Source organism: Sinorhizobium kostiense, from assembly GCF_017874595.1.
Taxonomy (GTDB): Bacteria; Pseudomonadota; Alphaproteobacteria; order Rhizobiales; family Rhizobiaceae; genus Sinorhizobium; species Sinorhizobium kostiense.
In genome coordinates this window covers 1279279-1302414 of the sequence record NZ_JAGILA010000001.1, presented here as the reverse complement: position 1 = coordinate 1302414, position 23136 = coordinate 1279279, and the positions used below count along the sequence as shown (strand labels likewise).

24 protein-coding genes are annotated in these 23136 nt (G+C 62.6%); 12 read left to right on the top strand and 12 right to left on the bottom strand.

Annotation, left to right across the window (positions count from 1 at the left end):
* The first annotated feature begins 32 nt into the window (after positions 1-32).
* The 4 genes from J2Z31_RS05855 to J2Z31_RS05840 all read left to right on the top strand — a co-directional run bounded on the left by J2Z31_RS05855 (position 33) and on the right by J2Z31_RS05840 (position 1577).
* Positions 33-539 carry a ferritin-like domain-containing protein gene (locus J2Z31_RS05855; protein WP_209600910.1) on the top strand — a complete coding sequence of 169 codons (507 nt, stop codon included), beginning with the start codon at positions 33-35 and terminating at the stop codon, positions 537-539.
* Positions 540-688: 149 nt separating this feature from the next.
* Positions 689-949 (top strand): hypothetical protein, encoded by a 261-nt coding sequence (locus J2Z31_RS05850; RefSeq protein WP_209600909.1) that lies wholly within the window; start codon positions 689-691, stop codon positions 947-949.
* 54 nt (positions 950-1003) lie between these two features.
* Entirely contained in the window at positions 1004-1177 is a 174-nt protein-coding gene (locus J2Z31_RS05845) for a hypothetical protein (protein WP_209600908.1), read from the top strand.
* Positions 1178-1229: 52 nt separating this feature from the next.
* Positions 1230-1577, top strand: coding sequence for a hypothetical protein (locus J2Z31_RS05840; RefSeq protein WP_209600907.1), 348 nt, complete (start codon positions 1230-1232; stop codon positions 1575-1577).
* A 193-nt stretch (positions 1578-1770) separates the two neighbouring features.
* On the opposite strand, the gene J2Z31_RS05835 is transcribed toward J2Z31_RS05840, so the two are convergent.
* From J2Z31_RS05835 to J2Z31_RS05800, 8 genes are read right to left on the bottom strand one after another with little or no spacing between them, the layout of a single operon-like run.
* Entirely contained in the window at positions 1771-2544 is a 774-nt protein-coding gene (locus J2Z31_RS05835; protein ID WP_209600906.1) for a TIGR04290 family methyltransferase, read from the bottom strand.
* A 2-nt stretch (positions 2545-2546) separates the two neighbouring features.
* Positions 2547-3587 carry a UDP-glucuronic acid decarboxylase family protein gene (locus tag J2Z31_RS05830; protein WP_209600905.1) on the bottom strand — a complete coding sequence of 347 codons (1041 nt, stop codon included), beginning with the start codon at positions 3585-3587 and terminating at the stop codon, positions 2547-2549.
* 20 nt (positions 3588-3607) lie between these two features.
* Complete coding sequence (locus J2Z31_RS05825; protein WP_209600904.1) at positions 3608-4726, bottom strand: CgeB family protein; 1119 nt, start codon at positions 4724-4726, stop codon at positions 3608-3610.
* Positions 4723-5811 (bottom strand): CgeB family protein, encoded by a 1089-nt coding sequence (locus tag J2Z31_RS05820; protein WP_209600903.1) that lies wholly within the window; start codon positions 5809-5811, stop codon positions 4723-4725. The genes J2Z31_RS05825 and J2Z31_RS05820 overlap by 4 nt, the downstream gene beginning before the upstream one ends.
* Positions 5808-6938, bottom strand: a complete 1131-nt coding sequence (locus tag J2Z31_RS05815) for a CgeB family protein (protein ID WP_209600902.1) — start codon at positions 6936-6938, stop codon at positions 5808-5810. The genes J2Z31_RS05820 and J2Z31_RS05815 overlap by 4 nt, the downstream gene beginning before the upstream one ends.
* Positions 6939-6941: 3 nt before the next feature.
* Complete coding sequence (locus J2Z31_RS05810; protein ID WP_234939264.1) at positions 6942-8090, bottom strand: glycosyltransferase family 4 protein; 1149 nt, start codon at positions 8088-8090, stop codon at positions 6942-6944.
* The gene (locus J2Z31_RS05805; RefSeq protein WP_209600901.1) at positions 8087-9211 is read right to left on the bottom strand and encodes an NAD-dependent epimerase/dehydratase family protein; all 1125 of its coding nucleotides are present in this window, start codon (positions 9209-9211) and stop codon (positions 8087-8089) included. Before J2Z31_RS05805 ends, J2Z31_RS05810 begins: the two co-directional genes overlap by 4 nt.
* Positions 9208-10314: an NAD-dependent epimerase/dehydratase family protein gene (locus tag J2Z31_RS05800; protein ID WP_209600900.1), complete on the bottom strand. Its 1107-nt coding sequence runs from the start codon at positions 10312-10314 to the stop codon at positions 9208-9210. Before J2Z31_RS05800 ends, J2Z31_RS05805 begins: the two co-directional genes overlap by 4 nt.
* A gap of 329 nt (positions 10315-10643) precedes the next feature.
* On the opposite strand from J2Z31_RS05800, the gene J2Z31_RS05795 reads away from it, so the two are divergent.
* The gene (locus J2Z31_RS05795) at positions 10644-11636 is read left to right on the top strand and encodes an MDR/zinc-dependent alcohol dehydrogenase-like family protein (RefSeq protein ID WP_209600899.1); all 993 of its coding nucleotides are present in this window, start codon (positions 10644-10646) and stop codon (positions 11634-11636) included.
* A complete protein-coding gene (locus tag J2Z31_RS05790; protein WP_209600898.1) occupies positions 11629-12654 on the top strand; it encodes a Gfo/Idh/MocA family protein in 1026 nt (341 codons plus the stop codon). Before J2Z31_RS05795 ends, J2Z31_RS05790 begins: the two co-directional genes overlap by 8 nt.
* A gap of 23 nt (positions 12655-12677) precedes the next feature.
* Here the strand turns inward: J2Z31_RS05790 and J2Z31_RS05785 are convergent, their stop codons facing one another.
* Entirely contained in the window at positions 12678-14447 is a 1770-nt protein-coding gene (locus tag J2Z31_RS05785) for a hypothetical protein (RefSeq protein WP_234939262.1), read from the bottom strand.
* Positions 14448-14568: 121 nt separating this feature from the next.
* On the opposite strand from J2Z31_RS05785, the gene J2Z31_RS05780 reads away from it, so the two are divergent.
* From J2Z31_RS05780 to J2Z31_RS05770, 3 genes are all read left to right on the top strand, one after another.
* Positions 14569-15675, top strand: coding sequence for an inositol-3-phosphate synthase (locus J2Z31_RS05780; RefSeq protein WP_209600897.1), 1107 nt, complete (start codon positions 14569-14571; stop codon positions 15673-15675).
* Complete coding sequence (locus tag J2Z31_RS05775; RefSeq protein ID WP_209600896.1) at positions 15672-16271, top strand: histidine phosphatase family protein; 600 nt, start codon at positions 15672-15674, stop codon at positions 16269-16271. The genes J2Z31_RS05780 and J2Z31_RS05775 overlap by 4 nt, the downstream gene beginning before the upstream one ends.
* Positions 16272-16340: 69 nt before the next feature.
* Positions 16341-17330, top strand: a complete 990-nt coding sequence (locus J2Z31_RS05770) for a glycoside hydrolase 5 family protein (RefSeq protein ID WP_234939261.1) — start codon at positions 16341-16343, stop codon at positions 17328-17330.
* Between the two features lie 27 nt (positions 17331-17357).
* Here the strand turns inward: J2Z31_RS05770 and J2Z31_RS05765 are convergent, their stop codons facing one another.
* Genes J2Z31_RS05765 through J2Z31_RS05755 form a run of 3 tightly spaced genes read right to left on the bottom strand, consistent with a single transcriptional unit; the run spans position 17358 to position 20144 of the window.
* Positions 17358-18758 (bottom strand): Coenzyme F420 hydrogenase/dehydrogenase, beta subunit C-terminal domain, encoded by a 1401-nt coding sequence (locus J2Z31_RS05765; RefSeq protein ID WP_408022009.1) that lies wholly within the window; start codon positions 18756-18758, stop codon positions 17358-17360.
* Positions 18745-19809 carry a polysaccharide pyruvyl transferase family protein gene (locus tag J2Z31_RS05760; protein WP_209600895.1) on the bottom strand — a complete coding sequence of 355 codons (1065 nt, stop codon included), beginning with the start codon at positions 19807-19809 and terminating at the stop codon, positions 18745-18747. Before J2Z31_RS05760 ends, J2Z31_RS05765 begins: the two co-directional genes overlap by 14 nt.
* A gap of 59 nt (positions 19810-19868) precedes the next feature.
* A complete protein-coding gene (locus J2Z31_RS05755) occupies positions 19869-20144 on the bottom strand; it encodes a hypothetical protein (RefSeq protein WP_209600894.1) in 276 nt (91 codons plus the stop codon).
* Between the two features lie 296 nt (positions 20145-20440).
* Here J2Z31_RS05755 and J2Z31_RS05750 point away from each other — a divergent pair, with 296 nt between their 5' ends.
* From J2Z31_RS05750 to J2Z31_RS05740, 3 genes are read left to right on the top strand one after another with little or no spacing between them, the layout of a single operon-like run.
* Positions 20441-21025: a cytochrome c oxidase assembly protein gene (locus tag J2Z31_RS05750; protein ID WP_209600893.1), complete on the top strand. Its 585-nt coding sequence runs from the start codon at positions 20441-20443 to the stop codon at positions 21023-21025.
* A gap of 29 nt (positions 21026-21054) precedes the next feature.
* Positions 21055-22143, top strand: coding sequence for a c-type cytochrome (locus tag J2Z31_RS05745; protein WP_234939323.1), 1089 nt, complete (start codon positions 21055-21057; stop codon positions 22141-22143).
* Positions 22140-23132 (top strand): cytochrome c oxidase subunit II, encoded by a 993-nt coding sequence (locus tag J2Z31_RS05740; protein WP_209600891.1) that lies wholly within the window; start codon positions 22140-22142, stop codon positions 23130-23132. The genes J2Z31_RS05745 and J2Z31_RS05740 overlap by 4 nt, the downstream gene beginning before the upstream one ends.
* The last annotated feature ends 4 nt before the right edge of the window (positions 23133-23136 follow it).

Sequence of the window (23136 nt, the reverse complement as noted above, 5' to 3'; positions counted from 1 at the left end):
TTGGAGGGCCACAAATCGCAAAGGAGTGAACGATGGGTACCGCGACCGAACATTTGCAGGCCTGGCTTCGAGACGCCCATGCAATGGAGGAACAGGCGATCACCATGCTGACCAGCCAATCCAGTCGCCTTGAAAATTACCCGGAACTGAAGGCCCAGATCGACAAGCACCTGCAGGAAACCCGCGACCAAGCTGACATGCTCGAGCGGTGCCTTGAGCGTTTGCACGGCGGGACTTCCTCCATCAAGGACATAACCGGCAAGATAGTGGCCATTGGACAGGGGCTGAGCGGCCTTTTCGTCGGAGACGAGGTCGTGAAGGGAACGCTTGCGAGCTACACGTTCGAGCAGATGGAGATAGCCAGCTACAAGATCTTGATTGCTGCTGCCGATCACGTCGGCGACCAGGAAACGAAGCGGGTCTGCGAGACCATCCTGCAGCAGGAGATCGCGATGGCTGAATGGCTCGACCGGCACGCAGACGAGATCACGCACAAGTTTCTCGAACGTGAAGAACGCAACGTGACCGCCAAGCACTGATCCCTGCCGGAAGGCTCGACGGGCGATCGGCTGGGCCTGCTGTTTCTCCGGCGTAGCAGTCCCTTAAAAAATGCGTGTGGGGCTGACGGTGATTGGGGTCGGAACAATTTCGCCAGCATGGTGCTTTCCCTGACGGAAGGGAGACAACAATGGTACCGAACACCCCTAAAGACACGGACCTCACGAGGCCGAGCCCTGCCGTAGAGGAAGAGCTGCCCGAGAGCGCGCGGAACACCGAAGAGGCGCATCCCGTGGATCAGGGCCGGGTTCCGCCCGTCCCCAGCCGTGATGAGGCGAATATCGACACGGACGAAGCTCTTCCCGATGACGAAGAGGAGCAGGCGATCGCCGAGAACCCCGAACGCGAGGAGGTGCGCTTTGGCGAGGCGAAACCGCCGCGGCGTGACTGACTGGCCAAGACGAGGCGTGTGCGCCCGCGGCGCGACATCTAGGAGGCCGAGGCAATGATGATGGATTATCTATGGCTGATTGCGACTGCAGGCGGTGCTTTCGCGCTCGGAGCGGCGATCGTCTATGCGATCATGAGGCAGCGGCCGATCCCGCCTGCCACCAAGGAAGCGCAGAAACGGGAGATTGACAGGCTTTACGAGCGGCCGCCGGAGAGTAGACCCCGCTGAGCGCCAAATTTCCCGCCAGCCGGTTTGCGTTTCTAGATGATGAGGAGAGAGCATGGCTCGTCGCCCTGATCCCAACCCTGCACAGATACGCGGCGATGTCCAGCACGGGCGGACAGGTGACAAGACGCGCGGTTTCGATCCCGCAGCGGCGCCGCTCGAGACGGACGCCGAGGCAGCGGGTACGCCCTTGACTGGCGAAGTGACCAGAAACGCGCGAGCCGGCCAGCTCCGGAAAAAGCCGGCGGATATCTCGACCGAATATGCCGATGCGTTGCGGCCGCTTTCCGATACGGAAAGAATTAGCCCGATCCGGCAATGGCTTTGGCTGGCGCTCCCCATCGCAGCCCTCGCGATCATGCTGGGCATTCTCGTCTATGTGGCGATCGGCGGCTCCCCCTAAAGTATCCAGCTCAGCCGAGCAACCCGGCCGCCCTCTTCAGCCAACCCGAAGGGCCGGCATCTTTGCGCCCAAGCCTCCGGCAGGATGGTTCCATTCTCATAACTCAGAAAGCTCTAAGGCCGAGTGTGCTGCCACGCGCCTTGAGCAGTTTCACGAAGCTCGGCGAGGCTAGTGCATCCGGCGGACGCAATCGTCAGGGTTTCGTCCGGCTTCCGGCGACGCGCAGGGTCGGCTCATCCAGGTAGGGCCGCACGCCTCGCTGCAACAGGTAGACCTCCCGCTCCGGATGAGCCTTGATCGCGAAGCCGGCGCTGCGCAGCAGGGCCTCGACGCCGGCGCGGTTCGGAATGAACCAGTTGGTCGGATCGTCCGCGAAGCGATGCTCAACGAAGAAGAGTTTGGGATAATCCGGGCGATCGAAAATTTCCCACTCGCTGAAATCGTAGTCGGCCTCCAATGATCCCACTGTGTCCGCCCCGCGCTGCATGCACTGAAAGAGCATTTCGTCACCCACCACATGTTCGTATAGCAGGTCCAGCGCGAGCAGCGGGTGGCGGAGATGGTAGAGAACGCCCATGAATAGGACGAGGTCGAATTTTTCGCGCAACTCGGCAACGTCGTAGACGGACATGAGCTTGAATTCGATCTCGACTCCCGCCTGTTCAGCAGCGAACTTCGCTTGCCGCAGATAATGTGGATCTGAGTCGATTCCGAGCACGCGCCCGGCATTGCGGCGCTTCATTTCCTGCGCGTAGAAGCCGGCGTTGCAGCCGATATCGAGCACGCTCCTGCCACCAAGGTCTTCCGGAACGATATGCTTGAAGGCCCGCCACTTCACCATCGGATAATCGCCCAGGAAGTGATCCGGTGCGGTCTCGATGCCTCGGATCCGCATGTTGTGAAACCACGGTCCGAGCGCCGCAATCTCGTCCTGAAGCAACAAACGGTTTTTTGTCTCCTCAGCCATGCTCAACCAATCTGTGAAAGAACCGTTGCCGGTTGCTGGTGCCCCGAACGATTCCGGCGTTCAGTCGCTCGATTCTTCGCGAGAGCCGTCCTGAACCAGCTGATGGTTTGGGGCAATCCCTCCGTCAGCGGCACCTTCGGCTCCCAGTCAAGGAGCGCCTTGGCTCGGGTGATATCAGGCCTGCGCCGCAGCGGATCGTCCTCGGGCAAGGGCGCATGGACGATGCTCGAGGTGGTCTTGATCTTCGATAGGACCAGTTCGGCAAGCTCCATCACGGTGAATTCGCCAGGATTGCCGAGATTGACCGCCCCCTCAGGATTAAGCGTGCAGTTCATGAGTCTGATCAGGCCTTCGACGAGATCTGAAACGTAGCAGAAGGAACGCGTTTGCTCGCCGCTGCCATAGATGGTGAGCGGTTCGTTGTTGAGTGCCTGGACGATAAAATTGGAGACGATGCGGCCATCGTTCGGGCGCATATGCGGGCCGTATGTGTTGAATATCCGCGCGACCCGCGCGTCCACGCTTCCTGCCCGTAGACTGTCGAAGCAGAGGGTTTCGGCCGCACGTTTGCCCTCGTCGTAGCAGGCCCTTGGGCCTGTGCAGTTGACGTGTCCCCAATAGTCTTCCTGCTGCGGATGTTTTTCCGGATCGCCGTAGATCTCGCTCGTCGATGCCTGAAGAAACACCGCCTCGTGCCGTTCGGCCAGGCGCAGTAGATTCCCGGTTCCCGCCACGCTGGTCATCATGGTGTGGATGGGGTCGGCCTGATAATGTGGCGGCGAGGCCGGGCATGCGAGGTTGTAGATCTGATCGAGCGGTACCTCGATGTCGATTTCATCGCAAATGTCCTGCTCGACCATCGAGAATTTCGGGTGGCGCTGCAGAGCGTCGACGTTGGCGGGAGAGCCCGTGAGATAGCTGTCGAGGCAGATCACCCGGTTGCCACGGTCAAGAAGGGCTGCACAAAGGTGCGACCCCACGAAGCCGGCGCCGCCGGCAACCAGGATGACCTTTTCGTGCTTGGCTCTGTTTCGTTTTGCCATAGGCCGTTCTCCTTTCAGTGCTAGGCAGGAAGCCGCCGCTCGCAATGTCTCGGGGCGAGATCGGTCTTCGGCGCAACGCTCTCAATTGTTTCGATGAAACTGCGGGCGCGCGCCTCGGCGCTGTGGGCGCTTGCGACGCGATCATAGGCAGTGCCGGCAATCGCGCGACGCCGGCGCTCGCTCACGCCCGTCAGTGCTCTGACGACATCAACGCTGCTATGCGCGATGATGGCCGCCTCGCCGGGCGGGAAAAAGTGACCAATACCCTCCCACCAGTCACTGATCAGCGGAGTACGGCAAGCGGCCGCCTCAAAGAGACGGACGCTCGGCGACCATCCCGCTGCAATCATATCCGCCCGCGTCACGTTCAGCGTGAAGCGCTGACGGCTGTAGAAGTCCGCATGTTCGGACGGCGACAGATGCTCGATGCGCTCGACGTTCTCCGGCCAAGCGGTATCTGCGGGATAGCTGGGCCCGGCAACGACGAACCGCATCTCAGGCAATTGCCGCGCAGGCTCGAGCAGAAGCCTCTCGAGCGTCGGCTGCCGATCGGGGCTATAGGTTCCGAGATAACCGAGATCCCACGTCCGCTTGGCGCCGGTATTGCGATACCTTTCGAGATCGACGGCACAATAAAGCGGACAAGCTCGTCGCGCGCCGAATTCATCGCGAAGCCGGTCGAGGATTTTGCCGCCTGAGAAGGAAAAATAGACGTCGAAACAGGGGACCTGCCGGCGTGCCAGATATTCCTCGTCGCCGCGCCGCAGCTTTGAAAGCGTCACCGGGGTGTCGATATCGTAGAAGCAAAGCCGCTTGGGGGCGAGATCGGCGACGGCATCGATCACTTCCACGCCATCCGGCACATAGGAGCCAATCACGATTGCATCAGCACCCGCGAGCTTCTGCCCATGCAAACTCATGAGCTCATCGACGCTACCGTAGAGAAAAAGCTTGCAGAAGCCGGGTTTGGCCAGGTCGCGGCGGGATGCATACCATGGCATATCGCGTTCCAGAAAGGTCACCTTATGCCCGGCTGCATCAACACCCCGAAGAAGCGCCCGGAAGGTTGTGGCATGGCCGTTGCCCCAGGAGGAGGAAAGCGACAGCCCGATAACAACGATGTCGAGCGGGCGGGTCATTCGGCAGCCTCCTGGGCGCGCAATCTGCGCCTGAAAATTCGGTCCACAGCCGCTGCGCGATGGGCATAGGTATGTTCACCCAGCACGCGCTTGAGGGCGCGTTCACCGATTTCCAGGGCGCGAACCGGAGTTAACTCGCACATCAGGTCGGCGACGTCCCGCCCGTCTCTCGCGACCAGCACTTCCTCTCCGGGTTTCAGGAACTGCTCTATGCCTTCCCAGGCGTCGGTGATCAGGCATGCGCCCGCACCGGCCGCCTCGAAGACGCGGGTCGCGGGTGAAAAACCATTTGCCGCCATGCTCGCGCGCGAGATGTTGAGGACGGTCGTTGGGGTTGTGTTGAAGGCATTGTGATCGGCCGTCGGAACGTGGCCGATATAATTGACGTTCTCGGGCAAGGGTTTGTCCTGCCATCCGGCGCCACCAAGCAAGAAGCGCCGGCTCGCCAGCCGCGACGCCGGCTCCAGGAAAAACGCTTCGACGCGCTCTTCGCGGTCCGGCAGGCGGTTGCCCAGGAACGCGAGATCGGCGGCAAAGCGAGGCTCTGCCGGCACTGGATGGTGCGTTTCGGGATCGAGTGCGTTGTAGATCGGGATGCAAGCATTGGCGCCGAGCGCCCGATAGGCCTCGACGACGGGGCCGCCTCCGCCATAGGTCAGCACGAGGTCCAGCGAGGCGAGCGCACGCCGGAGCGGATGGTTGGGGGCCTCCTTGAGCGCAGCGAGTGTCGCCGGCGCGTCGACATCCCAGAAGATTTTCAGTGCGCCCGGACGGGACGCGGCGATGACTTCGGCGAGCAGCAGGTCGTCCTCGAAGCCGACGCCGCTCGCCTTGACGACGATATCGGCATTTGCTGCTTCTGCCGCTGCGTCCTTCAATGCCGCGACGTTGCCCGCATAGACGACGACCTTGCACCACGTCGGCGGGTCGATGTCGCGATGCTTTTGCCGGTCATAGACGTCCGGTTCGTAGAAAGTGATGTCGTAGCCGTGCAAAGCCAATGCGCGAAGCAGGCCTCGGTAGTAGGTCGCAGCGCCATTCCAATAGGCGGAGACGAGACTCGAGCCGTAAAACGCGATCCTCATGACGCCGCCTCCTCGAGCGCGACCTGTTCGGTCACCCCTCTCGACCTGTAGCGCCCAACGATCTCCAGCAGTTCGTCCACGCGGTGTGCGCACGTATGGCGCGCACGGATGGCCTCCAGGCCCGAGGCCGCCAGTTCCCCGGCGAAATCCTGGTCGCAGAGCAATTGGCGCAACAGCCTCGCCATCTCGTCGCCGTTCCGGGCAAGGAGAAAGTCCCGACCGGGGCGGAAGAGACCTTCCGCGTCGTTCCACGGTGCCGAAATCAGCGGAATGCCGCAGGCGAGCGCCTCGAAGACACGGATCGTAGGGATGCCCGGCAGGGCCTTCACATAGGGCCGACGCGGAATATGCACCGTCACCCGATGCGCCGCGAAAGCGCGTGGCACCGCCGCATTGGCAAGCCAGCCGCCATAGAAGATCTCGGCCTCGCGCAGTTTCTTGAGTGCGGCGGCGGGGTAGCGCACACCACGGACGGTTGCTTTCAACCCCAGCCGTCGTACGGGCTCGACGAGGAAGGACACGATCTCCGCGCTGCGCTCGTCATCGCCCCAGTTACCGACCCAGATGAGATCGCCTTGCTTCTCGACGTCAGGCAGCGGGCGGAACAGGGAAGTGTCGGCGGCTTCGTGCCAGGTGAACACATGCTTGCCCCAGCCAGCGCGCCGGTATCGCTCGCGCAGCGCCTCGCCGAATGCAAGCACGAGGTCGTAGTTCGAAAGGTCGAGCCTGGCTATGTCGGACTTGGCCGTGACAGCGCGATGGTGGGTATCGTGAAAGACAAGCACGAAGCGGCCGCCATTGCGCCGGATCCGACCGAGACGGGCGACGACTTTCGGATCTGTCCATTCGTGCACCACCACCACGTCCGCGGCGCCTACCGCTGCTTCGTGTTCAAAACCAGCGCCGTAGATTTCGGTACGCAGGGCTGGGAAGTGCTTAAGGAAGGCCATGACGGGTCCGACGCCTTGATCCTCGATGAGGCTCACACGGCTCCAGGAGTCGCTCGGCTCCAGTGCCATAGCCTCGTGTCCGCGCAGAAGAAGTTCCCGCATGACGCCGCGAAGGAAATGGGCATTGCCATGGTTCCAGTCGGAAATCAGCGAATGGGTGTAAAAGAGAAACCGCATCATTCACTCCGCCGCAGTCAATCGAGAGGGCCGCTGCATCGCTCGCCGATAGACGTCGAGCATCGCATCACGTTGCGCTTCGAGGGTGAAATCGCCGGAACGCAGCTGCGCGCGCCGCCCCAATTCGGCCCTGAGCCCGGCATCCATCGCCAACCGGTTGACCGCTTTTGCAAAGGCCGCCGGATCTCGCGGATCCGCGAATAGCGCGGCGCCGTCCCAGAGTTCGTGATAGGTGTCGATGTCGGATAGGACGAGGGCAGCACCGGTGCGTGCCGCCTCGAGCGGGGCCAAGCCGAAGGGCTCGTAAATCGATGGAGAGATGACGATGGCAGCCTTGGACATCTCCGCCATCGTCCCGTCATGGCTGAGTTCGCCACGGTGTTCGGCATGGTCGAAGGCCAGTTGCTCGCCATTCGGGCCGATGCAGGACCCAGCCACAACGAGGGGCCAGCGCATCCGGGCAGCTGCCAGGTCGAGCACATCACCGTTCTTGCCCTCGTCCCACCACCGGCCCGCAGCAAAGACGAAAGACTCCTTGGCACCGGTCCGGCAAGGCGCACGACTCGAATTTCGCACCACCATGAGATTGTGGATCGGGCCGTAACAGCGGTTGAGAGCCGCCGCATGGCTCCGGGTTGGCGCAAGCGCAACGTCGGCACGGTCGAAACCATCGCGGTTCAGCCGTTTCTGCCAGAGCCAATGCGCCGGCAATCCGGAGCCGCGCACTGCCTCAAACCATGTCGTGACGCAGGAATGCGATACCGCGACAACCGGTATTTGCAGCGGGAGCCCCGCCGCATGTGACGGAAGATTGAGATGCAGGAGATCGGCGGAATGCTTGAGCGACAGTTCCGCCAGGCTTCCGGCAACCGCATCGAGCGCAGCTTCGTCTTCAACCATCCAATCCGGCTGCACGGCCAGCCATTCAAGCACGCCGATGCGGTTCGCCTCGCGCCGCTGCCCTTCCGAGGGGGCGGGGCCGAAGCCGACGAAGACCGTTTCGATGTTCAACGGGCGCATGGCTTCTGCGAGGTCCATCGCGTATCGCCAGACGCCGCCAACGGCATCGACACTCATCAGAACCCGCCGCGGCAGCCGAAGGTCGCTGTGCTCATGCGCTCTCTGTTCGATGGGCTGGGCACGATCCCTCATGCGGTAACCCTCCTCGGCTGTCGCTGGACGGCATCGACCGCGATCCAGTCCCTGAGGAGCCAGGCATGGAGATCACGCAGGCCTTGGCGCCAACTCGTATGCGCTTTCCAGCCGACCGCCTGCTCAAGCGCGCGCGTGTCGGCAACAAAGTACAGTTGATCGCCGGCGCGCCAGTCGCTCGTAACCGTGACGAGGCGGCGGCCGCTCAAAAGCTCGATCTCCCAGAGTACTTCGGCAAGGCTGACAGCATTGTCGGGGCCCCCGCCGAGATTGAAGGCCCGTCCTTCGAGATTGTCGATGGACTTCAGGACCGCCCGGTACGCGGCAACGGCATCGCTGACATGGAGGATGTCTCGAACCTGCTTACCATCGCCATAAATGGAGATCGGCTGACCGGCGAGCGCTCGGATGAGGAAATGCGCGACCCATCCCTGATCCTCGGTGCCGAATTGCCTTGGACCATAGACACAGCTCATGCGAAGCACGGCCGTGGGAACTCCGAAGGACTTGGCGTAGTCAAGGACGTATTGGTCCGCGACGCCCTTCGAACATCCATAGGGCGTGCAGAAATCGAGCGGATGGGCCTCACTCACGCCATACCGGCGCGTCGTTGCGTCCGTCGGCAGGTGGCGCGACCCGATCTCCTTCATCTGCATGCCGGCCAGCGCGCCATATACCTTATTCGTGCTGGCGAAGATGACGGGCATGCGCCGTCCGGTCCGCCGCACGGCTTCGAGGACGTTGAGTGTGCCTCTTGCATTTGTCTCGAAATCGTCGATCGGTTGCTTGAGACTGGTCGTCACCGCCGTCTGTGCCGCTAGATGGAAGACCGCCTTCGCATCCTTGATGACCGGCTCGATTGCAGGAAGCTCGCGGATATCGGCAATGACTGGCTGGACTGCGCTGCCGTGATTGTCGGCGAGCCATTCGAGATTCCGGTCGACGCCGGGCCGGCTGAGGTTGTCGAGGACGATGACGTCCTCCCCTTCCTTCAAATAGCTGTTGGCCAGATTACAGCCGACAAAGCCGCTGCCGCCGACGACGACGATTGCTCTCTTCTTCCGAGCCAAAGCGGGCGCGGACAAGCCCGGCACTCTTTTGTGCGGAGGTCTGCCGCTCATATCACCAGCCCTCGCGTCTCGAGATGGCGCTTCATTTCGGCGCCCCTGTCTATCGCGCCGACGCTTCGAACCCATTCGGCGAATTCCGCGAGCGAATGCTCGAGCATATGGACGGGCTCGAATCCGAGCAGTTCGCGCGCCTTGGCGATGTCGGCGAAGCAATTGCGGATGTCGCCTGCACGCGCCTTGTTCATGATCTCCGGCTTAAGCTCGGGCACCCCCATGGCCTCGGCGAGCAGCGAAGCGACATCGGCAATCGCATAGGCATGACCGCTGCCCACGTTCATGAGATGGCCCGCGGCCCGCGGCTGCTCCAGCGCCAGCCGGAAGGCACGCGCGACGTCCCGAACGTGAACGAAGTCGCGGCGCTGCCGGCCGTCTTCGAACACCATGGGCGGCTGACCGTTGGCGAGCCGCGAAGCGAAATTGGCAAGCACGCCGGTATAGGGATTGGAAAGTGCCTGACCGGCACCGAACACGTTGAAGAGCCGAAGCGCCACGGCTTCGACGCCATAGGCTTCGCCGAAGATGAGAACCTGGCGTTCCTGGGCGTATTTCGTCAGCGCGTAGATTGAGGCGAGGTCGACAGGCTTGTGTTCATCGGTGGGGATCGGGAGCAGCCGTTCCCCCTCGGGGCCGACCGGATCCCATGCGCCCGCCTTGAGCTCAGCCGCGGAGCGGCGGGCATGTGGCAAGCGCTCGCCCGTCACCGTCTGGTAAAGTCCTTCGCCATAGACGCTCATCGAAGAGGCTACGACGATGCGCCGGATCGGCGTCTTGATCATCGTCTCGAGCAGGACGGCCGTGCCTAGGTCGTTGACGCCAACATATCGGGCAATCTCGTACATCGACTGGCCGACCCCGACTTCGGCGGCAAGATGGACGACTTGGTCGACACCTGCGAGGGCGCTCCTGACCGCATCCGCGTCACGGATATCGGCCTGCCGCATGTCAACATGAGCGGGGATGGTCGTCCGCGCATCGCCATGGACCTGCTCGTTGAGCACGTCCAATACCCGCACGTCGTAATTCTTTGAAAGAAGTTCCTCGACCACATGGCGGCCGATGAAACCGCAGCCGCCGGTCACAAGTACCTTTGTCATAACGCACCTGATTAGGACTCACCAGAAATAGAGACAAAGCTCCAACAAACGTGCGCCGCAAAAGTTCCTTCTTCTATGACTTCTTCTTACATGTTTGTAGCTTGGCTTCCGCTCCACCCCTGGCGCACGAGGTACAAACCTCAGACGTGCGCAACGGTTCCGAGAAAATGCGCCAGGAACAAAAGGCGCCACTTGAAGTTAACGGCGCGAGGCGGCCGAAGCGACCCGACCGGGTTCGCTGCTGAACGCACGCGGAGGGGGAATTTCTTCCATCGGCACCTTGCCGCGACGTTGGCCCCATTGGCCACGAGGAAGGGGAGTGAGCAATCATGGGTATAACGCCGGATGCGGCGACCGGGACTATGTCGGCGGCAATCATCACCGGTCCCGGCAAGGTGCGGATAGAGCGGCTGGCGCTCCCGCAACCCGGCCCTGGTCAGGTGCGCGTCAGGCTCGAGGGTTGCGGCGTCTGCGCCTCTAACCTGGTGCCCTGGGCGGGACCGGATTGGATGCATTTCCCGACCGATCCCGGCGCGCTTGGCCACGAGGGCTGGGGTGTCATCGACGAAGTCGGGGAGGACGTGCATGGGTATAGCGTTGGCGATCGCGTCGCCGCCCTCTCCTATCATGCCTATGCAACCCACGATATCGCAGACCAGGCCGCCATCGCTCCCCTGCCCGCGGCACTCAACGGCCACGCCTTTCCCGGGGAGCCGCTCGGCTGCGCGTTCAACATCTTCCGGCGGAGCGGGATCAAGCCGGGCGAGACGGTGGCGATCGTCGGAATCGGTTTTCTCGGCATTCTGTTGACGGAGCTTGCGGGCGCTGCGGGCGCACGTGTCATTGCCATATCACGCAGGCCTTCTTCGCTCCTCTCGGCTGAGGCTGCCGGCGCGAGCGCTGTGATCCCGATGGACGATCATTGGCAAATCATCGAAAAGGTGAAGCAACTGACCTCGGGCAGCTTCTGCGATTGCGTCATCGAGGCAGTCGGAAAACAGTGGCCGCTCGATCTTGCGGGCGAGTTGACGAAGGAGCGCGGCCGCCTGGTCATCGCCGGCTACCATCAAGACGGCCCGCGCCAGGTCAACATGCAGCTTTGGAACTGGCGCGGCCTTGACGTGATCAATGCGCATGAGCGCGATCCCGCCGTCTACATGCGCGGCATCCACGAGGCCATCGAGGCGACGGCCGCAGGCCGCCTATCCCCCACGCGGCTCTACACCCACCGCTTTCCCCTGGAACGGCTCGGCGACGCACTTGATATGACCCGCGATCGACCCGAAGGATTCATCAAGGCTCTGGTGATTTGCAATGAATGACGCAAGATCGTTTTCCGCAACTGACGCCTCATCAGTCCGGCCCCGTATTGGCTTTCTCGGAGTCGGCAGGATCGGGCTCCTTCGAATGAAGGCAATCGTCGAATCCGGCGCGGCCGAAACGGTCGCAATCGCGGACCCGCTGCCGGAGATGGCGGCCGCCGCCCGCGAGCTGGCGCCTCAGGCCTCGATCGTCGGCTCGCTTGAGGCGCTGCTTGATCAAGGTCTGGATGCTGTCGTGGTCGCCACCCCGAGCGCGCTTCACGCCGCCCAGTCGATTGTGGCGCTGGAGCGAGGGCTAGCGGTCTTCTGTCAGAAGCCGCTCGGCAGAACGAGGGACGAAACCGCGGCAGTTGTCGATGCCGCTCGGCATGCCGACAGGCTTCTCGGCGTGGACTTCTCGTATCGCTATACGGAAGGCATGCGAAAGATTCGCGACCTGATCGTCTCGGGCGAACTCGGTACCATTTTCGCGGTGGACCTCACATTTCATAATGCCTATGGTCCCAGCAAGCCGTGGTTCTATGACAGGGCTCTGTCCGGTGGCGGTTGCGTCATCGATCTCGGCGTGCACCTCGTCGACCTCGTGCTTTGGACCCTGGGCTTCCCGGAGGTCGTCAGCATCGAGAGCAGCTTGTTTGCCAAGGGCGCCCGCATCCGCCGCAATGGCGAGGAGGTGGAGGACTATGCGGTTGCGACGCTGGGACTGGCCAACGGCGTCGTCGCGCGGATTACATGCTCATGGCATCTGCATGCTGGCTGTGATGCGGTGATCGGAGCGGATTTCCACGGCACCGAAGGCGGTGCGAGTTTTCGAAATGTAAAGGGGTCATTCCTCGATTTCGCGGCCGAGCTCCACCGGGGGACGCAACGGCAGGTGCTTGCGACGCCGCCGGACGATTGGGGCGGGCGCGCAGCCGCGATCTGGGCTGAACGTCTCGCCGCAGGAGAAGGCTTTGATCCGGAAAACGGGTGCTTCGTGGTGGTCGCCGATATCCTCGACAGGATTTACGGGCGATAAGCAGTTCGCGCGCTCGGATGCCGCTAACCTCCGCTTCCCGTGATGCGTTGCCGCAGGAGCATTGCATAACGTGAGGCGGCCGCTTCCAACCGAGGGATCTCCACGGCCGGAGCGAGCTGCCTGGCAGACGTCCATAGCCCGAGCTGAAAGGCCAGATAGAAGATTTCGAAGATTGCCTGCAATTCCGTGCTCACGGCCCTGTTGCACCCGTCCGCAATGGCCGCGCGGAGGGTGGCCGCCTCCCGCGGCGACAGACCGAACTCGATGACCGCACCCGCAATATCCCACGCCATATCTTGTGCGCCGACGAGGTCATGACCGGCGCTATGATCGACCGCGTCCGTTTTCAGGAAACGGTGCTCTCCTGCGGCGAGCCATTCCCAAGCGTGGAGCCTGTTGTCCGTATCGACCGGTACAATGAGGCTTTCGTAGCGCCACGCGTCGGCGATGCACCGTTTCAGCCCGCGAACTGCCGCGGCGCCCAATCCTTCCTCTGTGTTGGCCAGGGCCATCCCGGAGAGTTTGGAAAGCGATGCTCCAGCCGCTGCCGGCGGCGGCAGGCAGCGCGCGCGGAAGGCCAGATAACGGCCGAGATGGGATATGAACTCAGCGCGTTCAAAGCCTTCTGCTACGATGGGTGCGGGCACCCACTTCTGGACCAGGAATCCGTAACGGAGTCCTGCGACGGGCGGCGTGAACCCGGCTTCGGCGAGAATGCGCGCCCTTACGAGCTTCCCCTCGCCGATGTCGCCGAGGCCGGCGAATTTGACCAGCCACGCGCCGTCTCCAGTATGTGCAAGAAATTTCCGACGCTCGAACCTGTGGTCGGCGGGTGGCCAGCCGTTGCACCCTCCGGGAAAAGCCCGCCGCCATGCGCCGCCGGAAAAGTCCTCGATCGGCCGCACCAGGGGGCCCACGAGATCGGAGACCCAGGAGGCGAGCTGGTGCCGCGGGTTGGCTGTTTCGAGGAGCAGCTCATCCATTCCGACGACGTGGCGTGGACTTGTCGCCCATCGGTCACGATGGCGGCCGCAGGCCTCCGGCCCCAAGTCTCCTTTATGTCCCGGAAAGAAATGAATGTGCCTTTCGCCGGTTGCGTGTTCCTCCAGCCAGTCCGCCATGCTGCCGAAGGAACTGCCGGAGAGACCAGGGCCCTCGTCGACGATCGCGAAATCTGTGATCGTATCGCGGAGGAACTGCTGTCTCAGCTGCGCGCCGATTGCAATTTGCCTCCGGAAAGGGTGACCGGTTGGTCGGACCGTGGCCGGCGTTGCGGCTCCGATCGCGGCGGAAACGGCCGCCGAAAGGCTGGTCCCGATCGATCGGATCCCGATCACGCTCGTGCTTTTGCCGAGCCCGGAACGCCTTGCAGCTTCGATGTAGCTCTCCGGGTACACCGCATAGAAGGCATAGCCCTCCGGCTCCCTTATCGAGAGTGTCAGTGGATGCTCCATTTGCCGAAGCCGGGCGAAGGCGCGCTTGGGTATCCTCATGTCGCCGGCAAAGCCGCGTTTCCAGGATTGGGAAACCAGCCTAGCGGCGTCCAGCAGAATGCCGGCGGCCGCCCTGTGCATGGGCGACAAATCATCCGCGCCCCGTCCTTCGAACTCGAAATCCGCCAACCCTTGGGCCAACTCGCCGAGCGCAATCAGTATGCCGACGAGTGCTGCGTGCCGTTCGAGTCCCGCGGGCCGGCACTCGATCGCGTGAAGCCGGGCGGCGATCGCCTGGCAGAGATCATCAGCGCGCTCGCGACGTTTAAGGTCGCCGTATATCAGCATCCTTCCGCTCATCTCCCCACGCCTTGAACGCGCAGCCGGGGAATTCGATCCACGTAATACGTGCCGTTGAAGGAACCATTCCGCCGCGCGGGGGTTTTGGAAGCATTGTAGATGCTGTGTGGGAGTGGCGGAGATGGGATCGAATTCCGTTCGAATCGCGCTCGTGGGCGTCGGAAACTGCGCATCCTCGCTCGTCCAGGGGATCACCTATTATCGCAACGCCAAGCAAGAGGAAACGGTTCCCGGGCTGATGCACGTCGAGCTCGGCGGCTATCGCGTCCGTGATATCGAGGTCTGCGCCGCTTTCGACGTTACCGCCTCCAAGGTCGGCCGGGACGTCGCAGAAGCGATCTATGCCAAGCCCAACAACACGTTCCGTTTTGCCGACGTCGGCCCGACCGGAGTGATGGTTCAGCGGGGCCGGACGCTCGACGGGATCGGGCGATACCTGCGCGAGGAGATCGAGGAGTCCGAGGAGCCGGCAGTCGACGTCGCAAAGGTCCTGCGCCAGTCCGGGGCGGATGTCCTGGTCTCCTATCTGCCCGTCGGCTCGGAAGTCGCGACGCGCTGGTATGCGGAGCAGGCACTTGCCGCGGGCTGCGGCTTCGTCAACTGCATTCCGGTCTTCATCGCCTCCGACAGGAGCTGGCAGAAGAGGTTCGCCGAACACGGCTTGCCGCTGATCGGCGACGACATCAAGAGCCAGGTCGGGGCGACGATCGTGCATCGGCTACTTGCTAATCTCTGTCGCGAACGGGGCGTGAGGATCGACCGCACCTATCAACTCAATTTTGGCGGCAATACCGATTTCCTCAACATGCTGGAACGCGAGCGGCTCGAATCGAAGAAGATCTCGAAGACCCAATCCGTCGTCAGCCAACTGGACGTTCCGCTGTCGCCGGGGGACATCCATGTCGGACCGAGCGACCACGTGCCGTGGCTTGCCGACCGCAAGTTCGCCTATATCCGCGTGGAAGGCACCACGTTCGGCAACGTGCCCCTCAATATCGAGCTCAAACTCGAAGTCTGGGACTCGCCCAATTCTGCCGGTGTCGTCATCGATGCGGTTCGCTGCGCGAAGCTCGCCATGGACCGCAAGATGGGCGGTCCGCTGATCGCGCCTTCCAGCTATTTCATGAAGTCTCCGCCGCGGCAATTCACCGACGCGGAAGCGCGCCGGCGGCTGGAGGAATTCATTTCTGGAGAGACGGATAGTGTACTGCTGGGAGCGGCCGAGTGACGACGACTTTTCTTCTGGTCAGGCACGCCGCCCATGACAGGATCGGAAACTTCCTCGCCGGCCGGACCCAGGACGTGTCGCTGGGGATCGAAGGTCGCAAGCAGGCTCAGCGCCTGGCTGCTCGCCTCGAGCGCGAGCGAATTGACTTGATCTACGCCAGCCCGCGCAAGCGGACACAGGAGACGGCGGCCGCGATTGCCGCCGTCTCGAAGATTGCAGAGGTGAAAACCGCAGATGCCCTCGACGAGGTCAATTTCGGCGATTGGTCCGGAAAGCCGTTCGAGGTTCTCAATACGGACCCACAATGGCGTCGGTGGAATTGCATACGAAGCATGGTGCGCGCTCCGGGCGGCGAAACGATGCTCGACGTTGAACGGCGAATGATGGAATTCGTCGAACAGGTGCTGGAGCAAAACGTCGGCGGCTGCGTCGTCCTTGTCAGTCACGCCGATGTGCTCAAGGCCTTTGTCTGTCACGTTCTCGGCCTTTCGGCGGACGCCTGGCCTCGGTTCGAAATCGCGCCCGCCTCGATTTCTGCCGTGGCGGCAGGCGATTGGGGAGCGAAGATCCTGAGCTTGAATGAGAACGTGCCGTGATTGCGGCCGCACGGTTAGACCGATTTCCGGACCAAACCGGCCGACCTTTTCGCCAGCTCGGAGGTACTGATGATCGAAGCTGCAATGATCTGGAACGAGCCCAACAACAAGTCGCATTGGGATCCGGAGATCGATCCGGACTGGAGCCGTTTTGCGCATATGGCGAAACTGGCTGCGGTGGCAATCGGCGAGGTCAATCCGGGCATCACCCGCGTGCTGGGAGGCATTTCGCCTATCGATCCAGACTTCATGGCCTTGATGAAGTCCTACGATGTTCTCGATCATGTCGACGCTGTGGCCGCACACGGCTTTCCGCTCGACTGGAACCTTTGGCAGATGCAGGAATGGCCACAGAAGCTCGATGAGCTGCGGACCGTGACCGACCTGCCAATATGGGTCAGCGAGGTCGGCGTCTCGAGCTTCGGTGCCGAGGAGGTGCAGCTTTGGGGATTGAAGAGGACCGCCGAACTCCTCAAGGGCAGAGTCGAGCGGATCCAATGGTACAGCCTCTATGACCTGCCGCGTGCCTGGCCGGCGACCACACGGCACAAGGAAGCGGAGGGGTCCTCCTACTATCGACATTTCTACATGGGGCTCCTTCGCGAGGACGGCACGCCGAAACCGGCACTCGACGAGTTTGCCCGGCACACGCCGGAAATGGGGCTCATGCAGTGGTTCCATTTCGAGGACCCGCGGCTTGACGACGCCGTCATGTGGATGAAGCGTCTCGGAGTCCGTTATTTGCGAACCGGCCTGTCGTGGGCGGATCGTTTCCGGCCTAACGCGCTGGACTGGTTCGACCGCCAGATGGAAGCGCTCGACGACTTCGATGTAGCCGTTACCTTCTGCTTCACGCCGGAGCACAGGGGCCTCGCCCCGCATCACACCAGCGCGCCTGTCGTGCCGGAGGAATTCGCCGAATTCTGTGCGGAGATGATCGACCGTTACGCGCCGTCGGCGCAGGATACTCTCGCCCAGTCGCCTCCGCCGCACCGGGCGATGGAGCTGGCGCGGGACGAGGAAAAGCGTGTGCAATCGCCCGCCAGCATCTCCCGCTAACCTCAGCGCCGCGCGTCCTTATTGAATTCATCGTGGTCCAAAGAGCCTGCCGATCCAGCCCCGCGAATAAGTGATGCCCTGGTAAAGGGCGAGCATCGTTGAGGCCCATCGAATATAAAGCTGCGGCATGCGCAATGTCCTGGCGCACCAGAATACGCGGTGGCTCTGCGCGCTGATCGCGCTGCGCAGCCAGTAAATCAACATGCGGCGGGCCGGCAGGCCGGTAAAACTCGGCGGTACGCGCTTTGCTGGCCTGACACCGAGACGCGGCCAACTCAGGCGGAAGGCGAGCCCCTCTCTGCGTTGCCTGAAGCCCGCGGCCTGCGTTCGCACCACGAAGGCGCTGTCGACCTCTTCGAGATTGAGCCGCCCCTTCTCGACCGCCCGATCGATGAGCCGATGAAGCTCAGGCGAGCGCACCACAACGACATTCGTGCCGTGGCCGTCCGACGAATAGGGCTCCACCCAGGCGTCTCCGAACGAGATGTCGGCTGTCTCTCCGGTGAGGTCGTCGCAGAAATTGCAAGCCGAGTTCTGGAAGAACCCCGCACCCCAATCGCCATCGGCCAGGTGCCACCAGTCCCTGCTCCGGGTACTTCCGTCCTTCAGGCGCAGATGGGCGGTGTACCAGTTGGCAGGTCTTCGAGGATCCTTGAGGCGGTAGTCCACGGCAGCGATGCTCTCAATGCTTTCCCCCATCTGCCAGGCAAAACTCTCGACGAACCGCGCGCTTTTCATGTGTCCACAGAAGAGACCCAGCGTGAAGGGGATGCGATCCCGAAGGACCGGATCTTCAAGACGGAGAAGCTGCACGGCCTTGACGAAACAGGGGATGCCGACGACCGCGTAGCGCCCTGGGCGGCGGCGCATTTCATCAAGGGCCCCGGACATCTCCACCGGATAGTAGCGCGACTTGGCGCCGTAGCAGACGTCTTCCACGCTTCGCGAAATTCGGTATCCGAAGAGAGGCTTGCCTTCTCCACCTGCGGTTTGCGGAACCACATGGGCGATGCCATCGACCAGGCGTTCTTTCAAGAGCTCGACGGCCGTCCAGCTCGCCATGCCGCCGGAGCTGCCATCTGCTCGAAAGCTGCCCTCCGCCACATGCCCGACATAGGCAGCGTGAAAGCGGCCAATCAACGGATCCACGTAGCGCGCAGAGGAAAAGCGCGCGGCCGCGATTTCATCCTCGTTTCTCGAATGGGGCGAGAACGGGCAAACGTGCGCGATTCCAGGGCCGTTCGGCAAATGGGGCAAAGTAGCGTCCGGCTTGAACTGGCCATAGCGGTCGAGCCGCATTCTGGGGCGGTCCGCGTCAACCCCCGCCATGCAGGCTCCGCAGCCGATACACAATCCCGATCTGCAAATCTGTCTCGGCGTGATCGCGGCACCAACCGGCCCACGTTCGGATGGCTCAGCCGAGGACATTGTCCAAGTAACCCTTGGATTGCAGCCTGAGCTTCACGAGCCGGTCTGCGATCGCCGGCTCCACCGCCTCTTCGAGAATGGTGGCATAGGTCGCTTGCGGCGTTTCCTCCGTGACCAGGTGGCGCTCGGCGCCGGTTGTTTGCGCGAGGTCGCAAACCTTGTTGGAGCGGTAGTCGGAGAGCACGCAAGCGAAGGGCTTCTCATTCAAGAGCGAGAAGACACATCCATGAAAGAAGTTCGTGACAACCGCCTGGGCATCGGCAATGAACCCCGCAAATTCGTAAGGTCCCGCATCGATCCACTGGGCGTCCGCCCAGTCGTTGCGGTAGCCGATGCTGACGAGTGGCAGCGAACGCGACCTTGCCCAGAAGCGGACCGCCACCTGAAACCATCGGGGAAAGGAATGTCCGTATACCGCCACATAGGGGGCGGCGGCCGCATCATGCCTGGTAGCCGCGATTGCCTCCGGAAACAGGAGGCAAGGGTCGAGGACGAGCGCCGCCTCCCGCCCCAATGTGCTCTCTACGATCCCTTTCGAATTCTCGTCCCGTACCGAGATCGCGTCGAACCTCTGAAGCTTGTCGGCCCAATAGCGGTCGAGCCCTCGGCTAGCCGTGAGGCTCCCGAAGGTCGCCGCATAAGAGACGATCCGCTGCGCACGCAGACCTTCTCCATAGAAGAGTTGGCACCCGCCGTACCACGGGTGTCGCAGGTTCCAGACCTCGTCGCTTCCAACGACGATGCTTTCATAGGTTTCGAGGTCCACCGGGTCATCCAGTTCGAATGCGCGGCTCAGCGGAAACGACCGACACGCGTCGGCGAACCGCCGAATCTTTGCCGAATAGAGCGGAAGGTCGGATGCCATTGTGCGGGCTGGCAGAAGCGGCTGGAACGCACAACGCCACTCGGCGCGACGGACGCGGCTGGAATGGTGGTCAAGTATCACAGGGTCTGCCCCGAGCGAACGAAGACCATCGATCAGACATCGTGCCTGCCAGAATGACCCGTAATTGATGCATCGATGAAAGGTCAGGACGCCCAGTTTCGGCAAGGGCCACCACCATATCGCAGCTATGCTGTCTTAATTGTCCGGGCCGAGTTTGTCGGCACTCAGTCAAAAATAGTGCCTTTGGCACCCTCGTATTCGCGCGCCAGCTTCTCGATCGCATCGGAAGCCTCCTCGAAGCGCCAGCCCGCCTTTTCAGCTTTGCGGGCGAGCGCCAGCAAGTCGTCGGTCATCTCTCCACCCATGGCTGCGACGATGCTGTCCTGTGAGGTTTCAGCCAATTCTGCGACGGCTGGCCTCAGGGCGGCGACGCAATCCGCCTCCCGTCCAGGATAATCGGAAAGGGCTCGAGGCCGCGAAATAGCATGTGTCTCCGCCATGTCTTCCTCCACCCGCGTCGATCGCAGCAACGAAGGGAGAAATGGCGCGCTCTGGAGATTGTTCCGCTGGCTCTCCCGATTTTCGCTCAGCCGGGAAACGCTTGTCCTTCCGGCTCTCTACAGAAGGTGATGAGACGAACGCACAGTTCCGGCAAGGGAACCATAGGCCGAAAGGCCGGTTAGGCGAGAACGCGGCTGGGGAGTTCCAGGGTTCGTTTGCTTGAGCGGAGCGCATCCGCGCCCGGCCCGGGACGAATTTTGAACGTTGCGCCCGTTTTTGCCGGAGGTTGGAGCTGATGGGACCGTTGGCAAGCCATATGGTCATGCACATCCTGCTGATGAATCTCCTCGCGCCGGCGGCGGCGCTCTTTCTATGCGCCCTCCATGAGCGTAGGCGCGAGCCCTCAGCGATCGCACTGGCGCTCGCTACAGTGGCGCAGCTTGCCGGCCTTTGGATTTGGCACGCGCCACCGATTCTCGGTCGCGCTTTCGCCTCGGATTTACTGCTCCTGCTGATGCATGGAACGCTGTTGCTGAGTGCCCTCCTGTTCTGGTGGCTGCTCCTTCGGTTCCAGGGAAACCACTTCTGGAAACCTGTCCTCGCGCTCCTCGTCACCAGCAAGTTTTACTGCCTACTGGCGGTGCTTTTCGTGTTCGCCCCGCGAGCGCTCTACGGCCAGTTTGCCGGCCACCACACGGCCCTCGAGGCGCCTGCACTCACGGCGAGCCTCGCTGACCAGCAACTAGCCGGCTTGATCATGCTTGCCGCCTGTCCGGCCACTTATGTTCTCGCCGGCATTGCCATGGCGGCGCGATGGCTGTTCGCCATGGAATCAATCCCGGTAGACAAATCGAATACGGATGCGGAAGCGTGGAGCTGAAGGACCTGCCCTGGACCACCGTTGCGAAGATGGCCGGTGCGGCCGCCGGCGGCCTCGTGCTCGCGGGCGCCGTCTTTATCCTGTCAGGGGTCTACAATATCGCCGCCTCGACAGGTCATTTGCAGATTACAACCTGGTTGATCGAAATTCTCCGCGAACGTTCGATCGACGTCCGCAGTTTCGGGATCAAAGTTCCGCCGCTCGATGAGGAAGGCCTGATCCGCCTCGGCGCCGCGCATTACGAAGGCGGTTGCGTGCCCTGTCACGGCCGGCCCGGTGAAGGGATAAACCCGATCGTCGGCGGCATGCTGCCCCCACCGCCGGATCTGCTGGACGTGGGCGAGCGGCGCCCGTCGGAGGAAATCTTCTGGATCGTCAAGAACGGCCTGAAATACACCGGAATGCCGGCATGGCCTGATCCGAGACGCGAGGACGAGGTCTGGGCGGTGACGGCGTTTCTTGCCCGCCTCCCCTCCGCAAGCCAAATCTATGAGGACCTCGCTGGTGTCACTCGCGGCGGTCGCAGTGGTGACGAGGGGCTGGCGAATGCCGGGGTCCTCACCCGCTGCGGACGCTGCCATGAAAGCGAAGGCACTGGCACCAATGGCGACCGCATCCCCCGGCTTGCGGGGCTGCCCGAGGCCTACCTCCTGCGCAGCCTCAGGGAATATGCTGGACGGACCCGCGCGAGCGGCGCGATGGAGCCAGTCGCAGACCTGCTGAGCGAACGTGAGAGGCGAGAACTGGCGGCCCACTATGCCCGACTGCGGCCTCCTGCAGTCGAGACTTCCATCTCCCGCGATCCGGAACAGCTGGGCCGTGGGCAAGCCATCGCCACCCGCGGCATACCGCGAGAGCAGGTGCCCGCTTGCATGAACTGTCACTCCGGGCGGCAGTCGCCGGATTTCCCGGTACTCGCCGGTCAGAACGCCGCCTACATCGTAGGCCAATTGCAACTCTGGCATCGCGGAGGACGGCGAGGGACTGGCTATGGAAGGATCATGGCGGTCGTTGCCACTGCGCTCGACCAGCAGCAGATTGAAGACGTCGCCGCCTACTTCGCCTCACTGCCAGCTGGCGACGTGCCTCAGGCCCCGGTCGCGGAGTCGAGCCGATGAGCTTAGCGAGGTCGGTCGCAGCATTCCTCCTCCTCCTCGCGCTGCAGGGCTGCAGCGGCGTCCAGTCAGCACTCGATCCTTCTGGCACCGAAGCCGAACGCATCGATACCCTCACCTGGCTGCTGATCGTGTTCTCCACCACCGTTTTCTTGGCGGTCGGCCTGATCACGGCCGCCGCGCTGCGCGGCGGCGGGCGCTGGCGCGCACGCCTTGCCAACGAGCGGTTGGTGATCGGAGGCGGTGTTGTTTTCCCGATCGTTGCCCTCACCCTCCTGCTTGGCTACGGATTTTACCTGATGGGCCCAGGGTCTCCGGCCGCCGCCCGAGCAGACGGGCAATTGCGCATCGAGGTGGTCGGCGAACGCTGGTGGTGGCGGGTGACCTATGTCGACGAAACCGGCCGACGCGTCGAGAGCGCCAACGAGATCCGTTTGCCTGTCGGGCGGCCAGTACAGGTCGAACTGACATCCGCCGACGTGATCCATAGCTTCTGGATCCCGCGCCTTGCCGGCAAGCTCGACATGATCCCCGGCCGCACCAACCGTCTTACCCTTCAGGTAGCCGAGGCGGGGATCAGCCGGGGCCAATGTGCAGAGTATTGCGGCGGGCCGCATGCCTTCATGTCCTTTTTCGCGATCGCGATGCCGGAGGATCAGTTTACAGCCTGGCTCGATCGGGAGGCCGGCGACGCCCGAAACCCGTCTGGCGAGGACCAGGTGGCGGGCCAGGCGCTCTTCCTCTCATCCGGCTGCGTTGCATGCCACAGGGTGCGCGGAACGGAGGCCCAAGGCACCATCGGACCTGACCTGACGCATGTCGGCAGCCGGCATTCGCTTGCCGCCGCCACGCTCGAGAACGATCCGGACGCCTTCGTCCGCTGGATCCGCGACGGGCAGCACGTGAAGCCGGAAAATCTCATGCCGCCTTATGAAATCTTCACGGATGGCGAATTGCGGCAGCTTGCCGCTTATCTCGACCAGTTGAGGTGACTAC

What these genes read in the sequence shown, in the direction of transcription:
- J2Z31_RS05785 (WP_234939262.1), bottom strand. Translation starts at nt 14,447, where the DNA reads ATGAGCGGAAGGATGCTGATATACGGCGACCTTAAACGTCGCGAGCGC.
- J2Z31_RS05825 (WP_209600904.1), bottom strand. Translation starts at nt 4,726, where the DNA reads ATGACCCGCCCGCTCGACATCGTTGTTATCGGGCTGTCGCTTTCCTCC.
- J2Z31_RS05830 (WP_209600905.1), bottom strand. Translation starts at nt 3,587, where the DNA reads ATGGCAAAACGAAACAGAGCCAAGCACGAAAAGGTCATCCTGGTTGCC.
- J2Z31_RS05755 (WP_209600894.1), bottom strand. Translation starts at nt 20,144, where the DNA reads ATGGCGGAGACACATGCTATTTCGCGGCCTCGAGCCCTTTCCGATTAT.
- J2Z31_RS05815 (WP_209600902.1), bottom strand. Translation starts at nt 6,938, where the DNA reads ATGCGGTTTCTCTTTTACACCCATTCGCTGATTTCCGACTGGAACCAT.
- J2Z31_RS05765 (WP_408022009.1), bottom strand. Translation starts at nt 18,758, where the DNA reads ATGTCCTCGGCTGAGCCATCCGAACGTGGGCCGGTTGGTGCCGCGATC.
- J2Z31_RS05805 (WP_209600901.1), bottom strand. Translation starts at nt 9,211, where the DNA reads ATGAGCGGCAGACCTCCGCACAAAAGAGTGCCGGGCTTGTCCGCGCCC.
- J2Z31_RS05835 (WP_209600906.1), bottom strand. Translation starts at nt 2,544, where the DNA reads ATGGCTGAGGAGACAAAAAACCGTTTGTTGCTTCAGGACGAGATTGCG.
- J2Z31_RS05770 (WP_234939261.1), top strand. Translation starts at nt 16,341, where the DNA reads ATGATCGAAGCTGCAATGATCTGGAACGAGCCCAACAACAAGTCGCAT.
- J2Z31_RS05795 (WP_209600899.1), top strand. Translation starts at nt 10,644, where the DNA reads ATGGGTATAACGCCGGATGCGGCGACCGGGACTATGTCGGCGGCAATC.
- J2Z31_RS05790 (WP_209600898.1), top strand. Translation starts at nt 11,629, where the DNA reads ATGAATGACGCAAGATCGTTTTCCGCAACTGACGCCTCATCAGTCCGG.
- J2Z31_RS05840 (WP_209600907.1), top strand. Translation starts at nt 1,230, where the DNA reads ATGGCTCGTCGCCCTGATCCCAACCCTGCACAGATACGCGGCGATGTC.
- J2Z31_RS05820 (WP_209600903.1), bottom strand. Translation starts at nt 5,811, where the DNA reads ATGAGGATCGCGTTTTACGGCTCGAGTCTCGTCTCCGCCTATTGGAAT.
- J2Z31_RS05810 (WP_234939264.1), bottom strand. Translation starts at nt 8,090, where the DNA reads ATGAGGGATCGTGCCCAGCCCATCGAACAGAGAGCGCATGAGCACAGC.
- J2Z31_RS05845 (WP_209600908.1), top strand. Translation starts at nt 1,004, where the DNA reads ATGATGATGGATTATCTATGGCTGATTGCGACTGCAGGCGGTGCTTTC.
- J2Z31_RS05740 (WP_209600891.1), top strand. Translation starts at nt 22,140, where the DNA reads ATGAGCTTAGCGAGGTCGGTCGCAGCATTCCTCCTCCTCCTCGCGCTG.
- J2Z31_RS05855 (WP_209600910.1), top strand. Translation starts at nt 33, where the DNA reads ATGGGTACCGCGACCGAACATTTGCAGGCCTGGCTTCGAGACGCCCAT.
- J2Z31_RS05800 (WP_209600900.1), bottom strand. Translation starts at nt 10,314, where the DNA reads ATGACAAAGGTACTTGTGACCGGCGGCTGCGGTTTCATCGGCCGCCAT.
- J2Z31_RS05780 (WP_209600897.1), top strand. Translation starts at nt 14,569, where the DNA reads ATGGGATCGAATTCCGTTCGAATCGCGCTCGTGGGCGTCGGAAACTGC.
- J2Z31_RS05750 (WP_209600893.1), top strand. Translation starts at nt 20,441, where the DNA reads ATGGGACCGTTGGCAAGCCATATGGTCATGCACATCCTGCTGATGAAT.
- J2Z31_RS05850 (WP_209600909.1), top strand. Translation starts at nt 689, where the DNA reads ATGGTACCGAACACCCCTAAAGACACGGACCTCACGAGGCCGAGCCCT.
- J2Z31_RS05745 (WP_234939323.1), top strand. Translation starts at nt 21,055, where the DNA reads ATGGCCGGTGCGGCCGCCGGCGGCCTCGTGCTCGCGGGCGCCGTCTTT.